Raw genomic sequence first — 19,956 nt, 5'->3', positions numbered from 1 at the left:
GTCACCAGTTCCGGTTGAGCCAGCGGCGCAGCAACGGCGGCGCCACCCACGAGTAGACGCAGAAGCCGAACCACGCGATCGCCGCGACGGCCGCGAGCGGCCGGAGGCCGGCCAGGCGGAGACCGTAGATGACCGCGACGGCCGCGATCCAGACGACGAGCGGGTTGAACCGCTGGAACGGGCGGAGCGGACGCATCAGCGGGTGGTTCGCGAGGCGGGCCTCGCGAGCGGCAGCGCGCAGGTCGGCGTCGCCGGGATCGGAGGCAGCCGCGGACGCGAGAGAGCGGTATCCCGTGCTCGCGTCGCCGGTCAGCATCGCGGACGTGCCGTGCAGCGCGCGGGCGCCGGGGTCGTCGGGATCGTGCGAGAGCGCTTTCTGCGAGTGCCGGTGCATGTCGCGATCCTTGCCCAGGGCAAACGCCACCTGGGCGCGGGCGGCCGAGATCTGCGGGCTCTCCGGAGCCCGCGCGGCGGCACGCTCGACCAGGGCGCTGGCCTTCTCCGCCTGACCGGCCGACAGACAGACCATCGCGTAGCCGAGCAGGAGGTCGGGGTCGTTCGGGTCGAGGCTGAGTCCCTGGAGGAGCGCGGCCTCGGCCTCGGGGAGACGGCCTTCCGCGCGGAGCGCCCCGGCGAGGATCTGCAGCAGCGGAAGGAACGGGCCGTGGTGGCTGAGGCCGTCCCGCAGTACGTCGATCGCCTCGCTGTTGCGGTCGAGCGCGTGCAGGGCAGCGCCGCGGAAGAGGTACGCGCGGTAGTCGATCGCGGAATCGCCCCAGAGTCCTTGGAGCTCGTCGAGAGCGCGTTCCGGGTGGCCGATCTGGAGCCAGTGGCCGGCCATCTGCAGGCGGGCCTCGGTCGGTTCGCTCACAACGTCACCGCCAGTACGGCGAGCAGCAGGAGCTCCACCAGCCCGAGTCCGATCACCGCGGCGATCCCCGGTCCCCACAGCGACTTGTAGTCGGTGCCGCGGAGCTGGAACGCGCGATCCATCGGCCGCTGGATCCGGAGCTGCACGAGGCAGCAGACCACAGCGACGACTCGGGTGGCGATCCGCAGACCGCTGCTCGCGTCGTCGTCGGTCAGGAACACGACAACAGCCGCCGACACCACCAGCGCGACCACACCGACCGCGAGGATCTGCCGCTGCCGGGCCGCGTCGACCCCGAGCCGCCGCGCGTTGAGGAAGGCGATCACCGTCACCGCGAGCACGCCGCCGAAGAACGCGACGTACGCCTGCGACATCAACCGCCACGGCCGCACCGACAGATCCACGTTCGCCGTGATCGTCGGCCGCAACAGCTCGTCCGCCATCCCGTCCCCTCCTAGGCCTCACACCACCAGGTCAGCCCGGCCCGCGCAGTCTAAGCCAGCCCGAGTTCGCCTGTCCCGCACGCTCTAGGGTGGGGACATGACCGAGAACTGTCTTTTCTGCGGGATCGTCGCGGGGTCGATCCCGTCGCAGCAGGTGGCCGAGAACGATCGCGCGATCGCGTTCATGGACATCAACCCGGCGACGCGCGGGCACCTGCTCGTCGTACCGCGGACGCACTCGACCGACCTGCGCGAGACCTCCGCCGAGGACCTCACCGCGGCGACTCTGCTCGCCCAGTCGCTGGTGAGCCGGGTGATCGACCGGCTCGACGCCGACGGCGCGAACCTGCTGAGCTGCATCGGCGCCGACGCGTGGCAGAGCGTGTTCCACACCCACCTGCACGTCGTACCGCGGTACAAGGACGACCCGCTGCAGCTGCCGTGGCACCCGACTCCGGGCGACATGAACGTGATCGCGGAGACGGCGGCCGAGCTGCGGCTGTAACGCTTCCGGGGGTTGCTGACACTGCACAGGTGACAGGAACTCTCGAGCACCCCTTGGGGGCGTCATGCCGACCGCGGTTCTGGATGCACCGACTCGTCTCCGGCGGCTGGTCCCGCTGCGCTGGATGGTGTTGCTCCAGGGCGTCGCGTTCTGGGTCCCGGTCGAGAAGCTGTTCATGACCGAGATCGGGTTCGAGGCGGCGACGATCGGCGTGATGGCCGCCGCGTACGCCGGGCTGGTGCCGGTCGCCGAGGTGCTGTCCGGCGTACTGGCCGATCGGTGGTCCCGTCGCGGCGTCCTCGTCCTGGCGGCGATCGCACTGCTCCTCGCCGTACTGGTTGGTGCACTGAGCCAGAACGTCGTGGCCTACATCGTCGCGGCCCTGATCCTCGGGCTGTACTTCGCGCTCTACTCCGGCACGGTCGAGGCGGTCGTCTACGACACCGTGCTCGAAGAGACCGGCACCAGTACGGCGTACGAGCGGGAGATCGGCCGGATCCGCCTGCTCGAGAGCGCCGCCCTCGTCACCAGCGCACTGGCCGGCGGCTGGATCGCGGCCGCGACGTCGACCCGGCTGACCTACTTCGTCACGCTGCCGTTCGTGGCCGCGTCGCTGATCGCGCTCTCCCGGTTCCGCGAACCGCGGCTGCACGAGGCGGGTGAGCGCTCTCCGCTGCGCGACCACCTTCGGACGACGGTCCGCGCGATCCTGCATCGGGGGCGGCTGGTGCCGATCGCGGCGGCTGCGGTGATGGCGGCCTTGATCCTGCAGGCGATGTACGAGTTCGGGCCGCTGTGGCTGATCGAGCTCTCGGCGCCGGCTGGGTTCTACGGTCCGTTCTGGGCCGGTGTCGTCGGCGCGCTCGGTCTCGGTGGGCTGCTGGCCGGGCGGCTGCGACTGCACCGACGGTTGCCAGTGGCAACCGTCGTACTGGTGATGCTGGGGTGCTCCGCCGTGCTGCTGACGAGTGGGAGTCTGGCTGTGGTGACCATCGCTGTTGTCCTGTTGACCCTGCTGGTCGTGGTGATCGGGATTCACGTCAGCCATCTCGTGCACGACGCCGTCGACTCGACCATCCGGACCGGCGTCGCGTCGGGGATCAGCGCGGTGTCGTGGATGCTGTTCACGCCGTACGCGCTCGGCTTCGGGGCCGTCACGCAGGAGGCCGATGTGTACGCCGCGGGCTGGTTGCTGGCGGGCGCGGTGGTTTTCGCTGGAGCTTCCCTGTTGTGGGTTCTCCTTCGGCCGGCTCGATCACTAGCCTGAGTCGATGGACGACCTGCCCGTGGACGAGGTGCTGGTACGCCGGCTGTGCGAACGGGACGAGAGCGCCTTCGCCCTCGTTCTCGACCGCTGGTCCGGTGGCATGCTGCGCCTGGCCCGGAGCTACGTCTCCACCGAGGCATCGGCTGCTGAGGTCGTCCAGGAGACCTGGCTCGCGGTGATCGAAGGGATCGATCGCTTCGAGGGCCGCTCGTCGCTGCGTACGTGGGTCTACCGGATCCTCACCAACACCGCGCGGCGTCGAGGAAGCCGGGAGCACCGGATGCTTCCGAGCGAAGAGCTGGCCACCGAACAGGCGACCGTTGACCCGCGGCGGTTTCAGTCGGCGGACCAACCGTTCCCCGGGCACTGGTGGGAGCCGCCGCCGGTCTGGCCCGAGCCGGAGAGAGGGGTGCTGACGGATGAGGTGCGCATGCTCCTGGTCGCGGCGCTGGAGGAGTTGCCCGAGCGACAGCGGGTGGTGATCGCCTTGCGGGACGCCGAGGGCTGGCCGGCCGATGAAGTCTGCGCACTGCTCGACCTCACCGCCGCGAACCAGCGCGTCCTGCTGCACCGCGCCCGCGCGTTCGTCCGCGCGAAGCTGGAGACGTACTACACCCAGGAGGAGACCTCGTGAGCGAGCTCGAGTGCCGGCAGTTCGTCGAGCAGGTGACGGCGTACCTGGAACGCGCGCTGACTCCCGCCGAGGAGCAGGACTTCGTCGACCACCTCCCTGGTTGCGACGACTGCGAGCGCTACCTCGACCAGGTCCGGCAGACCAGCCAGGCTCTGGACAGTCTGCCCAGCGACGCCCTCTCCCCCGAATCCCGCGCGACGCTGCTCGACTCGTTCCGCAACCGCCAGGTCTAGCGGGCGACCAACTCGTACACGGCAAGGATCTCGTCGGTCAGGATCGACCAGTCGTACCGCCGTACGGCGGTCAGGCCGGCGTCGCGCAGCTTGTCGCGTTCGTCGCGCGACGCGAGGAGGCGCAGGCAGGCGGCGACGAGCGCATCCGGTGAACCCGGCTCGAAGAGCTCGCCCAGCCGACCGCCGTCCAGCACCTGGTGGAAGGCGGTGAAGTCGCTCGCGACGACCGGCGCCCCCGCGGCCATCGCCTCCAGCAGCACGATGCCGAAGCTCTCGCCGCCCAGGTGCGGCGCGACGAACAGGTCCGACCCGGCCAGCATGTCGGCGCGGGCCTCGTCGTCGATCGCGCCGAGGAACAGCACGTTGTCGCGGCAGTACGGCGGCAGCGAACGCCGTGCCTCCTCACCCTGACCGGTCCCGGCGACCAGGACCTTCAGCCCACGCCGCTGCGTCACGAGCGCGGGGACGGCGGCGAGCAGGACCGCGAGGCCCTTGCGCGGCTCGTCCATCCGGCCGATGAAGCTGATCGTGCCGTCCTCGCCACGCCACTCCGGGCGGATCCGTCCCGCGAAGCGGTCGACGTACAGGCCGTTGGGGATCACCACCGCCTCGCCGCCGATGTGCTGGACCATCATCGAGCGTGCGTTCTCCGAGACCGCGATCCGCGCGTCGATCTTCTCCAAGGCCGGGCGGAGCAGACCGGAGGCGGCGCTCATCGCGCGGGAGCGGACCTGCCAGGTGTGGAAGGTCGCGACGAACGGGCCGTCGCCGGCCCACAGCGCGAGGATCGAGGCGCTGGGGGTGGTGGGTTCGTGGACGTGGACGACGTCGAAGTGGCCGTCGGCGAGCCAGCTCCGGACTCGCGCCGCGGTGCGTGGGCCGAAGGTGACGCGGGCGACCGAGCCGTTGTACGGGACGCCGACGGCGTGGCCGGAGGAGACGACGTACGGCGGTGCTTGGTCGTCGTCGACCGGGGCGAGGACCGAGACCTGGTGGCCTCGGGCGAGCAGGGTCTCGGCGAGATCGCGGACGTGGTTCTGCACGCCGCCGGGGGTGCCGAGGGAGTACGGGCAGACGATGCCGATCTTCACGGCTGATCCGGGTGGTGGGGCGCGATCATGTCAGTCCACGAAGATGCGTTGGAGCATGTGCCAGTCCTGCGGGTGGGCGGCGATGCCTTCGGCGAACGCGTCGGCGCAGCGCTGGGTCATCGCGGCCGGGCCGCCGTCGCGCGGGATCGGCGGGTGGAAGGTGATCACCAGGTCCGGCCCGTCGTAGTGCAGCGTCGCCGGGATCAGCGGGGCGCCGGTCCGCACGCTCAGCGCCGCCGGGCCCGCGGGCATCCGGGACTTGCGTCCGAAGAACTCGACGGGCACACCGCGCTCGGACAGGTCCCGGTCGGCGACCAGGCAAACGAATCCGCCGGCACGCAGCCGCTCGGCCAGTACGCCGAACACGTGCTCGTCGCTGCCCGTCAACGGCAGAACCTCCATGCCGAGCTTCGCGCGGTACGCGACGAACCGGTCGAACAGGGACTCCGGCTTCAGCCGCTCGGCGACGGTCGACACCGGCATTCCGGTCCGGCCCGCCCAGGCGCCGGCGTGGTCGTAGTTCGCGAGATGCGGCAGCGCGCAGATCACGCCCTTGCCGGCGGCGTGCGCGTCGCGGAGGCGCTCCTCGTTGACCGTGCGGACGCGTCCGACGATCCGCTCGTCGGACCACTCGGGCAGCCGGAACGCCTCCTGCCAGTAGCGCAGGTAGGACCGCATCCCGGCGCTGACGATCCCGTCGAGCTCCACGGCCGACGCCTCCGGGCGAACCACCGCCAGGTTGCCGCGCAGCCGCCGTACGCCCTTGCCATCACGCCGTACGACGAAGTCGGCGACCCGCGTGAACACCCACGTCACCACCGCCTCGGGCAGGCGCCGTACCAGCGCCCACGCCGAGGCGAAAGCCAGGTCGACCGCCCGCTGCCGCAGCCCGTCCACGACTCAGGAACTCGACGAAGGACCAGGTACGTCCGGCCCCTCCGGAGTCGGATCGGTGGTCGGCGCTGCCGGCGGCGTACCGAGCCCTGCGTTCGCCGGGTCCGCCAGGACCTGCTTGCGGACCGAGAGCGTGCGCTGGACGACCGTGATCGTGCTGGCGACGGCCAGCGCCCACAGGATGATCTTCAACAGGATCGGCAGGTTCAGCACGTCGGAGAAGAAGCCGATCACGAGCACCGCGACCAGCCGGTCGGACCGCTCGGCGAGTCCGCCGCTGGCGTGCAGGCCGAGGCTCTCGGCCTTGGCGCGCGCGTACGACGTCGTCGCACCCATCACCAGCGCCCACAGCGCCACCGCCGCCATCAGCGTCGAGTCGCCGGCCTCGGAGTTGGCGTAGAACAGCACCAGCCCACCGAAGATGGCGCCGTCCCCGAGCCGGTCGAGCGTGGAGTCCAGGTAGGAGCCCCACTTCGACGACGTGCCCGAGGTGCGGGCCATGTAGCCGTCGATCAGGTCGGAGAACACGAACAGCGTGATCACCACGGCACCCAGCCAGATGTGGCCGCGCGGGAAGAACACCAGCGCGCCCGCGCACACGCCGATCGTGCCGACCAGGGTGACCGCGTCCGGGCTCACCCCGAGCCGAAGCAGAAGGTTGGCGATCGGTGAGATCACCTTGGTCCAGAACTGCCGGAATCTGTTAAGCATGGCGACGCGATCGTAGTCCAGCCGGATCACCATCGGGTGACAGGAACACTCCGGGACCGGTTTCAGCCGCTCCGGCAGCACTGGCGAACCCCCACGCGGAGGCGCACCATGGGCTCAGCCGGCCTTGTTTCCCGGCTGCGGAGGCCTCCATGCCCACAGCCCGACCGGTACGCCGACCCGCCCGCCTCGGTGGCGGCCTCCGGGTGCAGCGTCTGAGCTGCCTGGGCCTGGCCGCCGTACTGGTTGCCGGGTGCTCGGTAGCGCACCGGGCGAACGAGCGACCACCCGAACCGCCCCGGCCGGTCACCCCGGTCCCGACCGTGATCGCTCCACCACAGGCCGAAGGCATCGACGGCACCATCGGCCAGTCCGGCAAACACGCCTGTACGGCGGTCGCCGCGCCCGACAACCTCGTCAAGCGACCGAGCAGCAAGTGGATCGCCAAGCCGTTCGGCTGGAACGACGGCGGTCTGCCCGCGTTCGACCTCTGCACGCTCGTCGTCGGCGGCCTGCCCGCCGTCATCGGCGTCAGTTCGCTCGCAGCACCGCCCGGCACCCTCGAGCGCGTCGCCAACACCCTCGGCATGTTCGAACCGGCCGACAAGCTCGGCGGCGCCGCCCGCGACCTCGGTCCCGGCGCGCGAACCAGCGGCCGCGGCATCGTCTTCGAGACCACCAACCGGATCGTCCGCATCACCACGACCTCCGGCCTGCCCGACGGCGAACTCCTCCGCGTCGCCGTCTCGGTCCGCAACGCCGTACCGAAAGTCCTCCGCCCGGCCCGCCAGTCCGACGCCGCCTGCCAGCTCTCCAACGCGATGGCCGAACGCTTCATCGGCGTACTGGTCCAGCTCCGCCGCGACTACCGCGTCAACGGCGCGCTCACCTGCATCTGGGGAACCACCGAGGCCACGGTCGCCATCGTCGAGTCCATCAACACCGACTCGATCCCGGAAGCGAGCCAGACTCCCCCACCCCGCTCAGCCCCGATCGGCCGCCCCGGCTACTACCTCCCCGACCAGGGCGAACTCGTCTTCCGCTACGGTCGCCGAGTCGTCCGCGTCAGCGCCCTCACCACCCCACCCCGAGAGATCCCCCTGGAGTCCCTCCTCGACATCGTCGAACCCCTCCTCCCCCTCTTCCTCCGCTGACCGTCAGCCCGTGCCAGCGCGTACGGCGGTCGCGGCGAGCGTCGTGTACTGCATCGTGAAGCGTCCGCCCAGGGAGTCGATCGCACTCCCGACAGCACCCAGTACGTCGGCCAACTGGTCCGGCCGGAGCTGAGTGAGACCACCGGTCGTCGGCAGCAGCTCGAGCCACTCGTCACGCGTGTAGGACCGCCCCCAGTCGAACCGCCACTGCTCGGGCTCCTCGAACTGCCCGGTCGCGCGCAACTGACCGGCGATCTTCGCGTACGCCGTTTGGTAGAGCTCGATCGGCCGCCGGGCCGGCTGCCCGTTGAGCGGAGAGTCGGGCACTGCGCGTTGATAGGCGACGGCAAACGGCTCAGCCACCTCGATCGGTGGCTCGTACACGTGCCCGAAGATCGCCACTCGTCCCCCAGGCCGCAACACCTCCGCAGCCTTCACCGCGCCGGTCACCGGATCCACCCAGTGCCACGCCTGAGCGGCAATCACCACATCAAAGGTCCTACCCGCCGGCCGCCAGTCCTCGAAAGACGCCACCTCCACCTGTAGCCCCCGCCCTCGCGCGAACTCAGCCATCCGCTCATCAGGCTCAACCCCAAGCACAGAACATCCAGCGGCCTGGAACTGCCGCCCCGCGATCCCGGTCCCACACCCAACATCCAGTACGTCGGCCTTGGTGTTCCCAGCGATGATCTGCGCCACCAAGGCATCCGGGTAGGCAGGTCGGGCTTGGTCATACCTCTCTGCGTTCACGCCGAACGACTCGGCCATCCGCCGGGCCTCATGTGGCTTGTCTTCAGGCGGTTCTGGTTGTTCTCGCGGTAATGTGGGCATGCGCCCACCTTAGTGGGCGCTCGCCCACTCAAGCAACGGGTCGATGGAGTGAGAGGATCTGCGCGTGCCGACAGGAGTGCATCTTCGTGACGCGCGGCAGCAGTTGTTCGACGCTGCCGAACGCGTGCTCCTGCGCGACGGCCCGAACGCACTGACCAGCCGAGCGGTCACCGACGAGGCCGGCTGCGCGAAGGGCGTGCTGCACCGGCACTTCGCCGACTTCGACGCGTTCCTCGCCGAGCTCGTGCTCGACCGCGCCGCCCAGCTCGAGGCTCAGGCGAGCGCACTCCGCGAATCCGCCGGCACCGGCACGGTCGCCGAGAACCTCACCACCGCGCTGACCGCCCTGTTCGGCCCGATCCCGGTCGCGATCATCCCGCTCATCACCTTCCGCGACGAGCTCCGCGCACGCCTCCGCCAAGCCACGCCCGGAGGAGGCATCGCCATCCTCGCCCAGGCCACCACCGCGATCGCGGCCTACCTGACCGCCGAGCGCGACCTGGGCCGCATAGCCCCCGACGCCGACATCGACTCGATCACGCTGTCCCTGGTAGGCGGCGGCCACCTCCTGCACGCCGACAGAGACCCCGGCCCGCCCACCACCACAGCCGTCAGCAACCTGGTCACAGCAGCCATCGCCAACGCAGTCCAACACCGCCCGGCCTAAAGCAACACGCTCACAGCCCACGCCTCGCCCTCGTGCAGCGGAGCGGCGCGGCCGTCCGGCCGCGCGCAGCGCAAGTAGTCCGCGGCGCGCCCTGACCAGCAGCCGAGTGAAGACCTAGCTACTCGGCCAGTTCTTTGCCAACAGTGATCGGGTGTCGGCCAGCAGTTGGGGCAGCACCTTGGTCTGGCCGATGACTGGCATGAAGTTCGTGTCGCCGCCCCAGCGCGGGACGACATGCTGATGCAGGTGGGCAGCGATCCCGGCGCCGGCGATCTCGCCCTGGTTCATGCCGATGTTGAAGCCGTGGGCCGCCGACACCTCGCGGACGGCGACCATCGCCTCCTGCGTCAGCCGCGCAACATCAGCGACCTCCGCAGGCGTCAGCTCCGTGTAGTCCGCGACATGCCGGTACGGCACGACCATCAAGTGCCCAGGGTTGTACGGATACAGATTGAGTACGGCGTACGCCGCCTCAGCGCGCTGCACGATCAGCCCGTCGGCGTCCGGCAGCGACGGGATCCGACAGAACGGGCAGGAGCCCTCGGCGTCGCTGGTCGGCTTGTTCTCACCGGCGATGTAGGCCATCCGGTGCGGCGTCCAGAGCCGCAGGAACGGGTCGGCGTCGCCGACTCCGTCCTGCTGCACCACGTCCTCGGGCTCGTACGGCGAACCGGGCGGTTGGTCCGTCATACCTGGATGCGCTTCTGGACCGACTCGACGATCTCGGTGATCGCGTCGGCGATCGGGATGCCGTTCTTCTGCGAACCGTCGCGGTAGCGGAAGGAGACCGACCCGGCCGCCATGTCCTCGTCGCCGGCGATCAGCATGTACGGGACCTTGGCCTTCTGGGCGTTGCGGATCTTCTTCTGCATCCGGTCGTCGGAGGCGTCGACCTCGATCCGGATCCCCTGCGCCTTGAGCTGCTGGGCGACCTCGAACAGGTAGTCGACGTGCCCGTCGGTGATCGGGATGCCGATCACCTGGACCGGCGCGAGCCACGGCGGGAAGACCCCGGCGTAGTGCTCGGTCAGCACGGCGACGAACCGCTCGATCGAACCGAACAGCGCCCGGTGGATCATCACCGGCCGTTGCCGCGACCCGTCGGAAGCGGTGTACTCCAGCTCGAAGCGCTCCGGCAGGTTGAAGTCCAGCTGGATCGTCGACATCTGCCAGGTCCGGCCGATCGCGTCCCGGGCCTGGACCGAGATCTTCGGCCCGTAGAACGCCGCGCCTCCCGGGTCCGGCACCAGCTCGAGACCGGACGACTCGGCGACCTCCCGCAGCGTGGTCGTCGCCTCTTCCCAGACCTCGTCGGACCCGACGAACTTCTCCGGGTTCTTCGTCGACAGCTCGAGGTAGAAGTCGTCCAGGCCGTAGTCGGCCAGCAGCCCGAGCACGAAGGTGAGCAGGTTCTTCAGCTCGTCGCGCATCTGCTCGCGGGTGCAGTAGATGTGCGCGTCGTCCTGGGTGAAGCCGCGGGCCCGGGTCATCCCGTGGATGACGCCGGACTTCTCCAGCCGGTACACCGTGCCAAACTCGAACAGCCGCATCGGGAGCTCGCGGTACGAGCGGCCGCGGGCGTCGAAGATCAGGTTGTGCATCGGGCAGTTCATCGGCTTCAGGTAGTAGTCCTGGCCCTGCTTGCGGATCTCACCGTCCGGCCCGCGCTCCTCGTCCAGGTGCATGGGCGGGTACATGCCGTCGGAGTACCAGTCGAGGTGGCCCGAGGTCTCGAACAGCTGCGCCTTGGTGATGTGCGGCGAGTAGACGAACTCGTACCCGTCCTCGACGTGGCGCTGGCGGGAGTAGTCCTCCATCACCTTGCGCAGCACGCCGCCCTTGGGGTGGAACACGGCCAGCCCGGAACCGATCTCGTCGGGGAAGCTGAACAGGTCCAGCTCGGTCCCCAGCTTGCGGTGGTCGCGCTTGGCGGCCTCCTCCAGACGGTTCAGGTACGCCTTCAGCTCGTCGCGGGACTCCCACGCCGTGCCGTAGATGCGCTGCAGCTGTGGGTTCTTCTCGCTCCCCCGCCAGTACGCCGCCGCCGTCCGCATCAGCTTGAAATTGCCCAGGTACCCCGTCGCCGGCACGTGCGGCCCGCGGCACAGGTCCTTCCAGGCGACGCTGTCGTCACGCCGGACGTTGTCGTAGATCGTCAGCTCTCCGCCACCGACCTCGACCGAAGCACCCTCGGCAGCGTCGGCCGCGGACCCCTTGATCCCGATCAGCTCGAGCTTGTACGGCTCCGCCGCCAGCTCGGCGCGCGCGTCGTCGTCCGAGACCACCCGGCGGGCGAACCGCTGCCGCTCCTTGATGATCTGCTGCATCTTCTTCTCCAGCGCACCCAGGTCCTCCGGGGTGAACGGAGTCGGCACGTCGAAGTCGTAGTAGAAGCCGTTCTCGACCGGCGGGCCGATGCCCAGCTTGGCCGCCGGGAACAGCTCCTGCACCGCCTGCGCCAGCACGTGCGCGGTGGAGTGCCGGATGATCGCGCGACCGTCGTCCGACCCGGCCTTGACCGGCTCGATCTCGTCACCGTCGGCGACGACCCGGGACAGGTCCCGCAGCTCACCGTTGACCCGAGCGGCGATGGCGGAGCGGTCCTGGCCGAACAGCTCGGCGAACAGCTCCCCGATCGTCGTCGTCTCGGTCACGCTCCGCTCAGCCTCGCCCTCGACGCCGATCAGATGGACCTTGACTTCCGACACGTTGCTCTCCTCGGGTTGGCGCGATCGGCCGGGATGCCGGTCACGCAGTGATGGTATCGACTGCGCTCCCGCCACCTCACACGCCATCCACAGGCCCTGCCGGGATCCCCCGGTCGTAGCCCGGACCTGACGAAAGTCGGGGGTCCTTCCAGCCGTTGGTCCGATGTGCCGACCCCTGCCGAATTCCTAGGTTTTAACCACACTCCAGGAACCGGAAGGGCATCCGTGATCACCCTCGCAGGACTCACCAAGCGCTACGGCGGAACGACCGCCGTGGACGCGCTCGACCTGACCATCTCGCCGGGCCGGGTGACGGGCTTCCTCGGCCCCAACGGCGCCGGCAAGTCCACCACGATGCGGATGATCCTCGGCCTCGACCGTCCCACCGCCGGCCAGGCCCTGGTCGACGGCCGCCCGTACGCCGACTGGCCGGTCCCGCTGTCCAAGGTCGGTGCGTTGCTCGACGCCAAGGCGCTCCACCCGCGCCGCTCGGCGCGCAACCACCTGGTCGCGATGGCCCGCAGCAACGGCGTACCGCTCAGCCGGGTCGACGAGGTGCTGCGGATCGTCGGCGTCGACGAGGTCGGCGGCAAGCACGCCGGTCAGTTCTCGCTCGGCATGGGCCAGCGGCTCGGTATCGCCGGCGCCCTGCTCGGCGACCCGGAGATCCTGATGTTCGACGAGCCGGTCAACGGGCTCGACCCGGACGGCGTGCGCTGGGTCCGCCAGTTGATGCGCTCGCTCTCGGCGGAGGGCCGGACCGTGTTCGTGTCCAGCCACCTGATGAGTGAGATGCAGCTGACCGCTGACCAGCTCGTGGTGATCGGTCGCGGAAAGCTCATCGCCGACGCACCGATCGCCGACGTGATCGCCGGGTCGTCGCGGACCACGGTGCACGTCAGAGTCCCCGACGCGACGGCCAGAGCGGCACTCCGCGACCGGCTGACCGCCGAGGCCGAGCAGATCGAGTCCACGGCCGACCAGCTCATCGTCAGCGGCGTACTGGTCGAGCGCGTCGGCGATCTGGCCTACGAGCTCGGCGTACGGGTGCACGAGCTGTCCACCAAGCAGGCGTCGCTGGAAGAGGCCTACATGGAGCTGACGGCCGACAGCGTCCAGTACGGCGTCGCTGCCGAGGTGGCGTGATGGGTGACGCGATCCTGCACTTCACCGAGGAGCTGATGTCCTCCTGGTGGATCTACGCGGCCCTGTTCGGCTTCGCGGCGCTCGACGGGTTCTTCCCGGCGATCCCCAGCGAGACCCTGGTCGTCACGGCCGGAGTGTTCGCTGCCACCGGCGAGCCCAACCTGTACGGCGTGATCGCGGTCGCCGCAGCGGGTGCGTTCCTCGGCGACCACGTCTCCTACTTCCTCGGCCGGGGCGCAGGAGGCCGGCTGATCGAGAGGACCAAGCCAGGCACCAAGCGGCACGCCATGACCCAGTGGGCGCGTACCGCACTGGCCGAACGCGGCGGACTGGTCCTGGTAGTCGCCCGCTACGTCCCCGGCGGCCGCACCGCGGTCACGCTGACCATGGGCGCCGTCCGCTACCCGGCCCGCAAGTTCACCTTCTTCGCCGGACTCGCTGCGATCAGCTGGGGCATCTACTGCTCGCTGGTCGGCTACATCGGCGGCAAGGCCTTCGAGGACAACCCGCTGAAGGGCGTGGTGCTCGGCATCGGCCTGGCCCTCGCGGTGACCCTGCTGGTCGAGGTCGTGCGGCACCAGCGCCGCAAACGCCATACCCCTGAAGCTGAGGTCGAAGTCGAGCTCACAACCGTAGGAGAACGATGAGTACGGCAACCATCACCGTCCACCAGAGGTCGACGGGCGCCGGTCTGCGCGGCTCCGTCGCCGCCGAGTGGACCAAGCTCTGGTCGGTCCGCTCGACCTGGCTCAACATCGTCGGCGCCGTCCTGCTGACCGGTCTGCTGGGACTCCAGCTCGGCTTCAGCGCGGCGTACGAGCGCGACAACCCGGCACCGGGTCAGCTGGTCGAGCCGTCCGAGGTCGGCGGCATGGCCATCGGTGCGCTCATGATCGTGCAGGTGGTCATCGCGGCCTTCGCGATGGTCCCGGTGACGTCGGAGTACGCGACCGGCAGCATGCGCAGCACGCTGCAGTGGACACCGGTACGCCGCGACGTCGTACTGGGCAAGGCACTCGTCCTGGCCCCCGTGCTCTTCCTGTACGGCGCACTGCTCGGTCTGGTCGCCGCCGTCGGAGCTGGACTCGCTGCTGGCCGCTGGGCCGACTGGACTGCCTCTGCGCTGGTCGTGGACCTGCTGCAGATCGGTGTGTACGCCGTGCTCGCCGGACTGTTCACCGCGGGCATCGCGTTCTTCATCAGGAACACAGCAGGCACTCTGACGGCGGCGTTCCTGCTGCTGCTCGTCGTACCGATGATGCTCGGCCAGAGCAGCATCCGCGCACTGCAGTGGCTGGCGGCGTTGCTGCCCGGTGGGGCCGGCAACGGCTTCCTCAGTGGCGCGACCGACCCGATGTCGCCGACGCTCAGCTTCGTCGTACTGGTGCTGTGGGCGGTGGCCGGACTGGCTGTGGGACTCCGGGTCCTGCAGCGCAGAGACGCCTGAACACAGCAGAAGGGGCTCCGACCAACCTGGTCGGAGCCCCCTTTCAGCTGTTTCAGCGCGGGACGTTCAGCGCGATGGTGATCTGCTCGGCGACCTTGGCGGCCAGCTCCAGACCGGCACGCCGGGTGGCCGGCTGCAGGGCCGAGTGGTCCAGTGCGCCTTCGGCGGCGATGTGGGGGTCGGTCGGGATGTCGACGACAGCGGCGGCGCGTGACTCGAAGTACGGGCGCAGCTGCTTCTCGACCTCCTTGTTGACGTCGCCGGGACCGTTGCTGACGGCGATGACCGCACGCCGGATCAGCCGCTGGGCCTCGGGACCCTGGTGGTCGAGCTCCTCGAGCATCTGCACGGCGGCCGCGCAGGACAGGCTCTTCCACTTGATCGGGATGACCAGGGCGTCGGACGCCCGCATCGCCTCGCGCCAGTTGCTGGAGCCCTCGTTGTTGCCGGTGTCGATCACCAGCACCTTGTAGAAGCGGCTCAGCAGCCGGTGGATCTGGTCGAAGTCCTTGGCCTCGATCTGCGAGTACGTCGTGGTCGCGGACGTCAGCACGTCGTACTGACCTGCGACCTGGTGGCGCAGGTACGCCGCGACGTCACCGAGCCGAGCGTCCGGCTGGGTCAGCATCGGCATCGCCTGCAGCAGGTCGGTCACCGTGGAGCGCGCGTTGGTGTCGTGGGTACGCAGGTGCATGTTGCCGCGCAGTTCGTTGTTGTCCCAGGCCACTACACCGCCACCACGGGCCTGGCCGAGCGCACCGGCCAGCAGCAGGGTGGTCGGTGTCTTGCCCGAGCCGCCCTTCGGGTTGGCGATCGTGATCGTCACCGGACGGCGGAACGCGGTCGCCGCCGTCGCACGGGCGATCCGCTCGACGCGCTCGGAGCTACCCGGACGCAGCCGCAGCACGCTGCGGACACCGCGCTCGGCCGGAGCCTCCCGGGGCAGCGGCAGTGCCTGCATCAGCTCTTCAGCGCGGTACGACACCTCGCGCGGAGGCTGCGGGGGGTGCTGGTTCGGGACGCCCTGCGGGAAGAACTGCTGGGCGGTCTGCGACAGCTGCGGGGCCTGCGGCGCCTGCTGCTGGGCGGGCTGCTCGGCCGGCTGCGTCCAGGGGTCAGCGGCGGGAGGAGTGGCCGCCGCCGGAGTTCCGGTGGGGGCGCCAGTGGCTGAGCCCGGGTTGGCGATGCTCCACGAGCTGGCCTCACTGGTGCTCGGCTTGCTGGAGCCCCAGGGGTTGGCGTCGGGCTCAGGCGCGCTGTGGGCGCCCGGCGTACTGGAGTTGCTGGCGGAGCTGGTGCTGCTCGGGCCGGCGCTGTGCGCTCCCGGCGTACTGGCAGGAGCCTCGTCCGGCTGTCCGCCGTACGGCGTGGCTTGGCCCGGCTGGCTCGGCTTCGACCACGAGTCGCCCGGGAACTCCTGGGCGAGCGCGTCCTGGTTCTCCTCGGCCGGCTCGGTGTCCTCGGGCTCGGCCTGGGCGCCGGGGTCCGGCTGGCTCCAGGACGGCGTGGGCTGCCACATCCTCCGGACCTCGGCCGCCGCCGCTTCCCGGTCCTTGTGCTGTCCGGAGTTGTGCGAGTCGGTCACGACCTGGATCCCCTGATTCTCTCAACGAGGCGTGCCGCCGCCCCGGCTCTGCTGGTCCTCCCCGGCAACCGTCCCGCCGGGAGGTCCCACTATCCCATGACCAAGTGTCTACCGGGTGTCACCCGCCGGAGCGTCGGCGGCCCCTTCCGGCCAGACCGCTCTGTCGGCCATGGCAGGACCTGTACCCATTGCCACGGCAGGCAACAATCGGGCTCAGCTCACCAGACCGGCCTCGTACGCGATGATCGCGGCCTGCACCCTGTTCTTCACGTCCAGCCGGGTCAGTACGGCGCTGACGTACGCCTTGACCGTCCCCTCGACCAGGAAGAGCCGGGCGGCGATCTCGGCGTTCGACAGCCCCGCACCGACCAGTGACAGCACCTCACGCTCCCGCGGAGTCAGTACGGCGACCTGCTCCTTCGCATCGGCAGCCCGGGCCATCCGGCCGCCGCCGGTCCCGGCTCCGAGCTCGGCAATCACCCGCTGCGCGACCTTCGGCGACAGGTACGCGGCCCCTTCCGCGACAGCTTTCAACCCGGCGATCAACTCCCGCGGATCCCCCGACTTCAGCAGGAACCCGCTCGCGCCGTCGCCCAGCGCCTTCGCGATGTAGGCGTCCTCGGAGAACGTCGTCAGGATCACCACCGCCGTCTCCGGCACCGTCCGGCGGATCTCGGCCCCGGCCGCGAGCCCGTCCATTCGCGGCATCCGGATGTCCAGTACGGCGACGTCCGGCCGGTGCTTCTGCACCAGCTCGACGGCCTCGGCGCCGTCACCGGCCTCGGCCACGACGTCGATCTCGTCGTCGGAGGCAAGGATCGCCCGGACTCCGGCCCGCACCATCGCCTCGTCGTCGGCCAGCAAGACGCGGATCATCGTGTCCCTTCAGGTTGTGGGCCCGGCGTGTAGCCCTCAGTGGTCGGCTGCACCGAGCCGGTCTGCACCATCTCCTTGGCGACCAGCTTGTCGTTCTCGAAGCACAGCCGGTACGCGTAGTTGATCGAGAACGGCCCGTCGGGACGGTAGTAGCGGCAGGCCCAGCCGTCGTGCTCGACCACGCGCTCCTTCGGCGGGTCGATCATCTGCATCCGCGGCAGCACCGTCTCGACCTCGGCCAAGCTCTGCCCGATCCGCAGTGCGTCGTACTGGGGCGGCGGCAGCACCGAGTTGTACCCGGCCACCAAGTAGTAGCCCAAGGCAATCGCCCCGATCCCGACCGCCAGCCCCGCGGGCACCAGCAGCGCGGTGATCAGGCCGCGCCGCGCGCGTCGCCGTACGACGTCCCTCTCGTCGGCCGTCGCCGACCGCACATCGACGACCGGCTCCGGCCGCCCACCACTCCGCGGAACCCGCGCGACGACCTCGAACCCACCAACGCTCCTCGGGCCGGCGCTCAAGTTGCCGCCAACCAGGCGGACTCTCTCAGCCAGCCCCGCCAGCCCACTCCCGCTCGAAGGCACCGCCTCGACTGCCCGCGTCGGTCCTGTGTCCGTGATCCGAACAACCACCTCGTCCTCGGCGCGGGTCAGCGTGACGACGACCTCGGCGCCGGGCGCGTGCTTGCTGGCGTTGGTCAACGACTCCTGGACGACGCGATGGATCGCGCGATCCACCATCGGCGACGGCTCGGCCGCACCTTCCTGCACCAAGCGCACCGCCAGACCGGACGCGGCAGCTCGATCGACAAGCTCGGCGACCGACTCGTCACTCGGTACGACGGGCGCCTGCGCGTCCGCGTCCCGCAGTACGCCGATGATCTCGCCCAGCCGCTCGGTCGCCGTGGCCGCGGCCTCCCGCAGTTCGGTCGCGGCCCGGCGGTGTCGCTCGGGCAGTTCGGCGTCCACCTCGAGCGCGGCGGCGCGGAGCGCGATCAAGCTCAGCTCGTGGCCGACCGAGTCGTGCATGTCCTCGGCGATCCGAGAGCGCTCCCGGAGCCGGACCTGCTCGATCTCCAGCCGCTGCTCGCGCTCGATCCGCTCGGCGCGCTCCCACCCGGCGGTCGCGAGCAGGGCCTGCTGGGCGCGGTACCGGCCGATCAGCCACGGCATCACGACCAGCACCAGCGCGAGCAGCACGACAGCGAGCCAGTTGAGCAGCCTGTCCGCGACAGCGACATCCGCGGAGAGGATCACGTGCAGGACGAGGAGCAGGACCAGTGATCCACTGATCAGCGCGACGAAGAACTTGAGCTGACTCTCCCGCCGGCCTGCCAGGTAGGCGAACAACGCGATCGACGGGATCAGGGCGATCTCCACCCCGGCGGTCGAGCTCATCGCGTTGGCGAGGATCACCGTTTGCGGCAGGAGCACGAGCGTCAGCGCGACCAGCGGGCGAGAACGCCGGAGCAGTACGGCTGCGGCCAGTGCGGCCAGGCACACGCCGACGAACGAGTACGGATCGTTCCTGCTACCGCTCTCCGCGACCACCAGGAACGACAGGCCGGCCCACAGCCCGAAGTCACCCGCCCGCTGCCACGTCACCCTCCGACGCTACACACCGACGACGTCACCGCAGTACTGCCGAAAGTCAGTTGTCGTCGGCATCGACAATCCGGAACGGGACCAGGGACAGGTTGGGCACGGACTCGCCCCGCAGCCGGGCCAACAGGAGGTCGACGGCCTGGCGGCCCATCTCCTCCTGGTCCTGCCGCACGTGCAGGTACGGCGCGCCGGAGATCGGATCGCCGGGTGAGTCGAAGCAGGCGATCACCGGACGGCGCTGGTCGTCCGGATGGCCCGGGCCAGGCGTGGCCGGCGGAGCGAAGGCGCGGTCGAGCATCCGGGCGAGGTTGTACTCGCAGGCGACGTACGCGGTGACCTCCGGCTCCTCGGCGCGGAACGCCCGGATCGTGGCGACGTCGGAACTCACGTGCTCCGGAGTGAACGAGCCGGGCAGGGTCGCGCGCAGGGTGGTGAGCTGGTGCGCCTGGTGCTGACCCGGCTCGCGATCGGCGAACGCGGCGTGGAAACCCTTCAGGCGTTCCTCGATGCTCGACGTGTTCTGCGGCGGCGGGGAGACAAAGGCGATGTGGCGGTGGCCGAGCTCGATCAGCCGCTCGGTGAGCGCGCGGGCGGCCGCGACGTTATCGGTGTGCACGGCCGACACCGGGATCCCGGACAGGTGGCGGTCGACCAGGACGATCGGGTAGCCGTCGAGCACCTGACGCAGCAGGCTCGCGTTGTAGAAGTCGCCGTGCACCGGGAACACGATCATCCCGTCCACCTCGCCCGAGGCGACGAACGTGTCGACGGCCTTCTCCTCGTCCGGCTGGCGGCCGCGCGTCCGTCGTACGAGCAGATGGACGCCGTGGTCGGCGCACCGCTCCTCGATCGCGCGCAGCAGCTCGAGCCCGTACGCCTCGGAGACGTCCGGAACCACCAGCCCGATCGTCCCGGGCCTCAGATGGGAAGGCGCCGGCCCGCCCGCGATCCGGCCGCGCAGCGGCGTCGTCACGCCGTTCAGATCCGGCAGGTCCTGTACGACGAACGACCCCTTGCCCCGCACGCGCTCGATCAGGCCGGCCTCACGCAGCACCTCCAGCGCGCGCTTCGACGTGATCCGGCTGACCTCGAACTGCGCCGCCAGCTCCATCTCCGACGCGACCCGGTCCCCCGGGCCGAGCGCGCCGCGGCGGATCTCCTCCAGCACGTACGTGCTGATCCGCTCGTAGAGCAGCGTCATCCGAACCTCCTGTCGGCGGGCAGGTTGACATACCAAATCACCGACCTCCGCTCCAGACAAGCGCCCTCGCGCATGCCGAGACATACCAACC

Annotated in this window: 21 protein-coding genes; 9 read left to right on the top strand and 12 right to left on the bottom strand. The window is 70.0% G+C overall.

What is annotated here, in order from left to right; all coding sequences use genetic code 11:
• Position 1 precedes the first annotated feature (1 nt).
• Together ACYVIO_RS32130 and ACYVIO_RS32125 are read right to left on the bottom strand one after the other, a co-directional pair.
• Entirely contained in the window at positions 2 to 871 is an 870-nt protein-coding gene (locus tag ACYVIO_RS32130; RefSeq protein ID WP_460654686.1) for a tetratricopeptide repeat protein, read from the bottom strand.
• Positions 868 to 1,314 carry a hypothetical protein gene (locus ACYVIO_RS32125; protein ID WP_460654685.1) on the bottom strand — a complete coding sequence of 149 codons (447 nt, stop codon included), beginning with the start codon at positions 1,312 to 1,314 and terminating at the stop codon, positions 868 to 870. Before ACYVIO_RS32125 ends, ACYVIO_RS32130 begins: the two co-directional genes overlap by 4 nt.
• A 97-nt stretch (positions 1,315 to 1,411) precedes the next feature.
• On the opposite strand from ACYVIO_RS32125, the gene ACYVIO_RS32120 reads away from it, so the two are divergent.
• From ACYVIO_RS32120 to ACYVIO_RS32105, 4 genes are all read left to right on the top strand, one after another.
• Complete coding sequence (locus ACYVIO_RS32120; RefSeq protein WP_460654684.1) at positions 1,412 to 1,819, top strand: HIT family protein; 408 nt, start codon at positions 1,412 to 1,414, stop codon at positions 1,817 to 1,819.
• A 64-nt stretch (positions 1,820 to 1,883) separates the two neighbouring features.
• On the top strand, positions 1,884 to 3,086 hold the full coding sequence (locus ACYVIO_RS32115) for an MFS transporter (RefSeq protein ID WP_460654683.1): 1,203 nt from the start codon (positions 1,884 to 1,886) through the stop codon (positions 3,084 to 3,086).
• A 4-nt stretch (positions 3,087 to 3,090) separates the two neighbouring features.
• Positions 3,091 to 3,720, top strand: a complete 630-nt coding sequence (locus ACYVIO_RS32110; protein WP_460654682.1) for an RNA polymerase sigma factor — start codon at positions 3,091 to 3,093, stop codon at positions 3,718 to 3,720.
• On the top strand, positions 3,717 to 3,953 hold the full coding sequence (locus ACYVIO_RS32105; RefSeq protein WP_460654681.1) for an anti-sigma factor family protein: 237 nt from the start codon (positions 3,717 to 3,719) through the stop codon (positions 3,951 to 3,953). The genes ACYVIO_RS32110 and ACYVIO_RS32105 overlap by 4 nt, the downstream gene beginning before the upstream one ends.
• On the opposite strand, the gene ACYVIO_RS32100 is transcribed toward ACYVIO_RS32105, so the two are convergent.
• The 3 genes from ACYVIO_RS32100 to pgsA are packed head-to-tail and all read right to left on the bottom strand — an operon-like array spanning position 3,950 to position 6,649.
• Entirely contained in the window at positions 3,950 to 5,044 is a 1,095-nt protein-coding gene (locus ACYVIO_RS32100; protein ID WP_460654680.1) for a glycosyltransferase family 4 protein, read from the bottom strand. The two genes, ACYVIO_RS32105 and ACYVIO_RS32100, sit on opposite strands and share 4 nt — an antisense overlap.
• A 30-nt stretch (positions 5,045 to 5,074) precedes the next feature.
• Positions 5,075 to 5,941, bottom strand: coding sequence for a phosphatidylinositol mannoside acyltransferase (locus ACYVIO_RS32095; RefSeq protein WP_460654679.1), 867 nt, complete (start codon positions 5,939 to 5,941; stop codon positions 5,075 to 5,077).
• A 3-nt stretch (positions 5,942 to 5,944) separates the two neighbouring features.
• Entirely contained in the window at positions 5,945 to 6,649 is a 705-nt protein-coding gene (pgsA, locus tag ACYVIO_RS32090; protein ID WP_460654678.1) for a phosphatidylinositol phosphate synthase, read from the bottom strand.
• A gap of 149 nt (positions 6,650 to 6,798) precedes the next feature.
• On the opposite strand from pgsA, the gene ACYVIO_RS32085 reads away from it, so the two are divergent.
• Entirely contained in the window at positions 6,799 to 7,800 is a 1,002-nt protein-coding gene (locus ACYVIO_RS32085) for a hypothetical protein (protein ID WP_460654677.1), read from the top strand.
• Positions 7,801 to 7,803: 3 nt separating this feature from the next.
• Here ACYVIO_RS32085 and ACYVIO_RS32080 read toward each other — a convergent pair whose 3' ends face one another.
• The gene (locus ACYVIO_RS32080; RefSeq protein WP_460655462.1) at positions 7,804 to 8,568 is read right to left on the bottom strand and encodes a class I SAM-dependent methyltransferase; all 765 of its coding nucleotides are present in this window, start codon (positions 8,566 to 8,568) and stop codon (positions 7,804 to 7,806) included.
• 127 nt (positions 8,569 to 8,695) lie between these two features.
• On the opposite strand from ACYVIO_RS32080, the gene ACYVIO_RS32075 reads away from it, so the two are divergent.
• Positions 8,696 to 9,298, top strand: coding sequence for a TetR/AcrR family transcriptional regulator (locus tag ACYVIO_RS32075; RefSeq protein ID WP_460654676.1), 603 nt, complete (start codon positions 8,696 to 8,698; stop codon positions 9,296 to 9,298).
• Between the two features lie 114 nt (positions 9,299 to 9,412).
• Here the strand turns inward: ACYVIO_RS32075 and ACYVIO_RS32070 are convergent, their stop codons facing one another.
• Entirely contained in the window at positions 9,413 to 9,988 is a 576-nt protein-coding gene (locus ACYVIO_RS32070; RefSeq protein WP_460654675.1) for an HIT family protein, read from the bottom strand.
• Entirely contained in the window at positions 9,985 to 12,006 is a 2,022-nt protein-coding gene (gene thrS / locus ACYVIO_RS32065) for a threonine--tRNA ligase (RefSeq protein WP_460654674.1), read from the bottom strand. Before thrS ends, ACYVIO_RS32070 begins: the two co-directional genes overlap by 4 nt.
• A gap of 225 nt (positions 12,007 to 12,231) precedes the next feature.
• On the opposite strand from thrS, the gene ACYVIO_RS32060 reads away from it, so the two are divergent.
• The 3 genes from ACYVIO_RS32060 to ACYVIO_RS32050 are packed head-to-tail and all read left to right on the top strand — an operon-like array spanning position 12,232 to position 14,599.
• Positions 12,232 to 13,152, top strand: a complete 921-nt coding sequence (locus ACYVIO_RS32060) for an ATP-binding cassette domain-containing protein (protein WP_460654673.1) — start codon at positions 12,232 to 12,234, stop codon at positions 13,150 to 13,152.
• Positions 13,152 to 13,799, top strand: a complete 648-nt coding sequence (locus tag ACYVIO_RS32055; RefSeq protein WP_460654672.1) for a DedA family protein — start codon at positions 13,152 to 13,154, stop codon at positions 13,797 to 13,799. The genes ACYVIO_RS32060 and ACYVIO_RS32055 overlap by 1 nt, the downstream gene beginning before the upstream one ends.
• Complete coding sequence (locus ACYVIO_RS32050) at positions 13,796 to 14,599, top strand: ABC transporter permease (RefSeq protein ID WP_460654671.1); 804 nt, start codon at positions 13,796 to 13,798, stop codon at positions 14,597 to 14,599. The genes ACYVIO_RS32055 and ACYVIO_RS32050 overlap by 4 nt, the downstream gene beginning before the upstream one ends.
• A 52-nt stretch (positions 14,600 to 14,651) precedes the next feature.
• Here ACYVIO_RS32050 and ACYVIO_RS32045 read toward each other — a convergent pair whose 3' ends face one another.
• The 4 genes from ACYVIO_RS32045 to ACYVIO_RS32030 form a co-directional block, all read right to left on the bottom strand.
• Positions 14,652 to 16,184, bottom strand: coding sequence for a MinD/ParA family ATP-binding protein (locus tag ACYVIO_RS32045; protein WP_460654670.1), 1,533 nt, complete (start codon positions 16,182 to 16,184; stop codon positions 14,652 to 14,654).
• Between the two features lie 213 nt (positions 16,185 to 16,397).
• Positions 16,398 to 17,060, bottom strand: coding sequence for a response regulator (locus tag ACYVIO_RS32040; RefSeq protein WP_460654669.1), 663 nt, complete (start codon positions 17,058 to 17,060; stop codon positions 16,398 to 16,400).
• On the bottom strand, positions 17,057 to 18,664 hold the full coding sequence (locus tag ACYVIO_RS32035; RefSeq protein WP_460654668.1) for a sensor histidine kinase: 1,608 nt from the start codon (positions 18,662 to 18,664) through the stop codon (positions 17,057 to 17,059). The genes ACYVIO_RS32040 and ACYVIO_RS32035 overlap by 4 nt, the downstream gene beginning before the upstream one ends.
• Before the next feature lie 46 nt (positions 18,665 to 18,710).
• On the bottom strand, positions 18,711 to 19,865 hold the full coding sequence (locus ACYVIO_RS32030; protein WP_460654667.1) for a substrate-binding domain-containing protein: 1,155 nt from the start codon (positions 19,863 to 19,865) through the stop codon (positions 18,711 to 18,713).
• Positions 19,866 to 19,956 lie beyond the last annotated feature (91 nt).

This window comes from Kribbella endophytica (assembly GCF_054781295.1).
The sequence above is the reverse complement of the archived record's forward strand: the minus strand, read 5'-3'. Positions and strand labels throughout refer to the sequence as shown.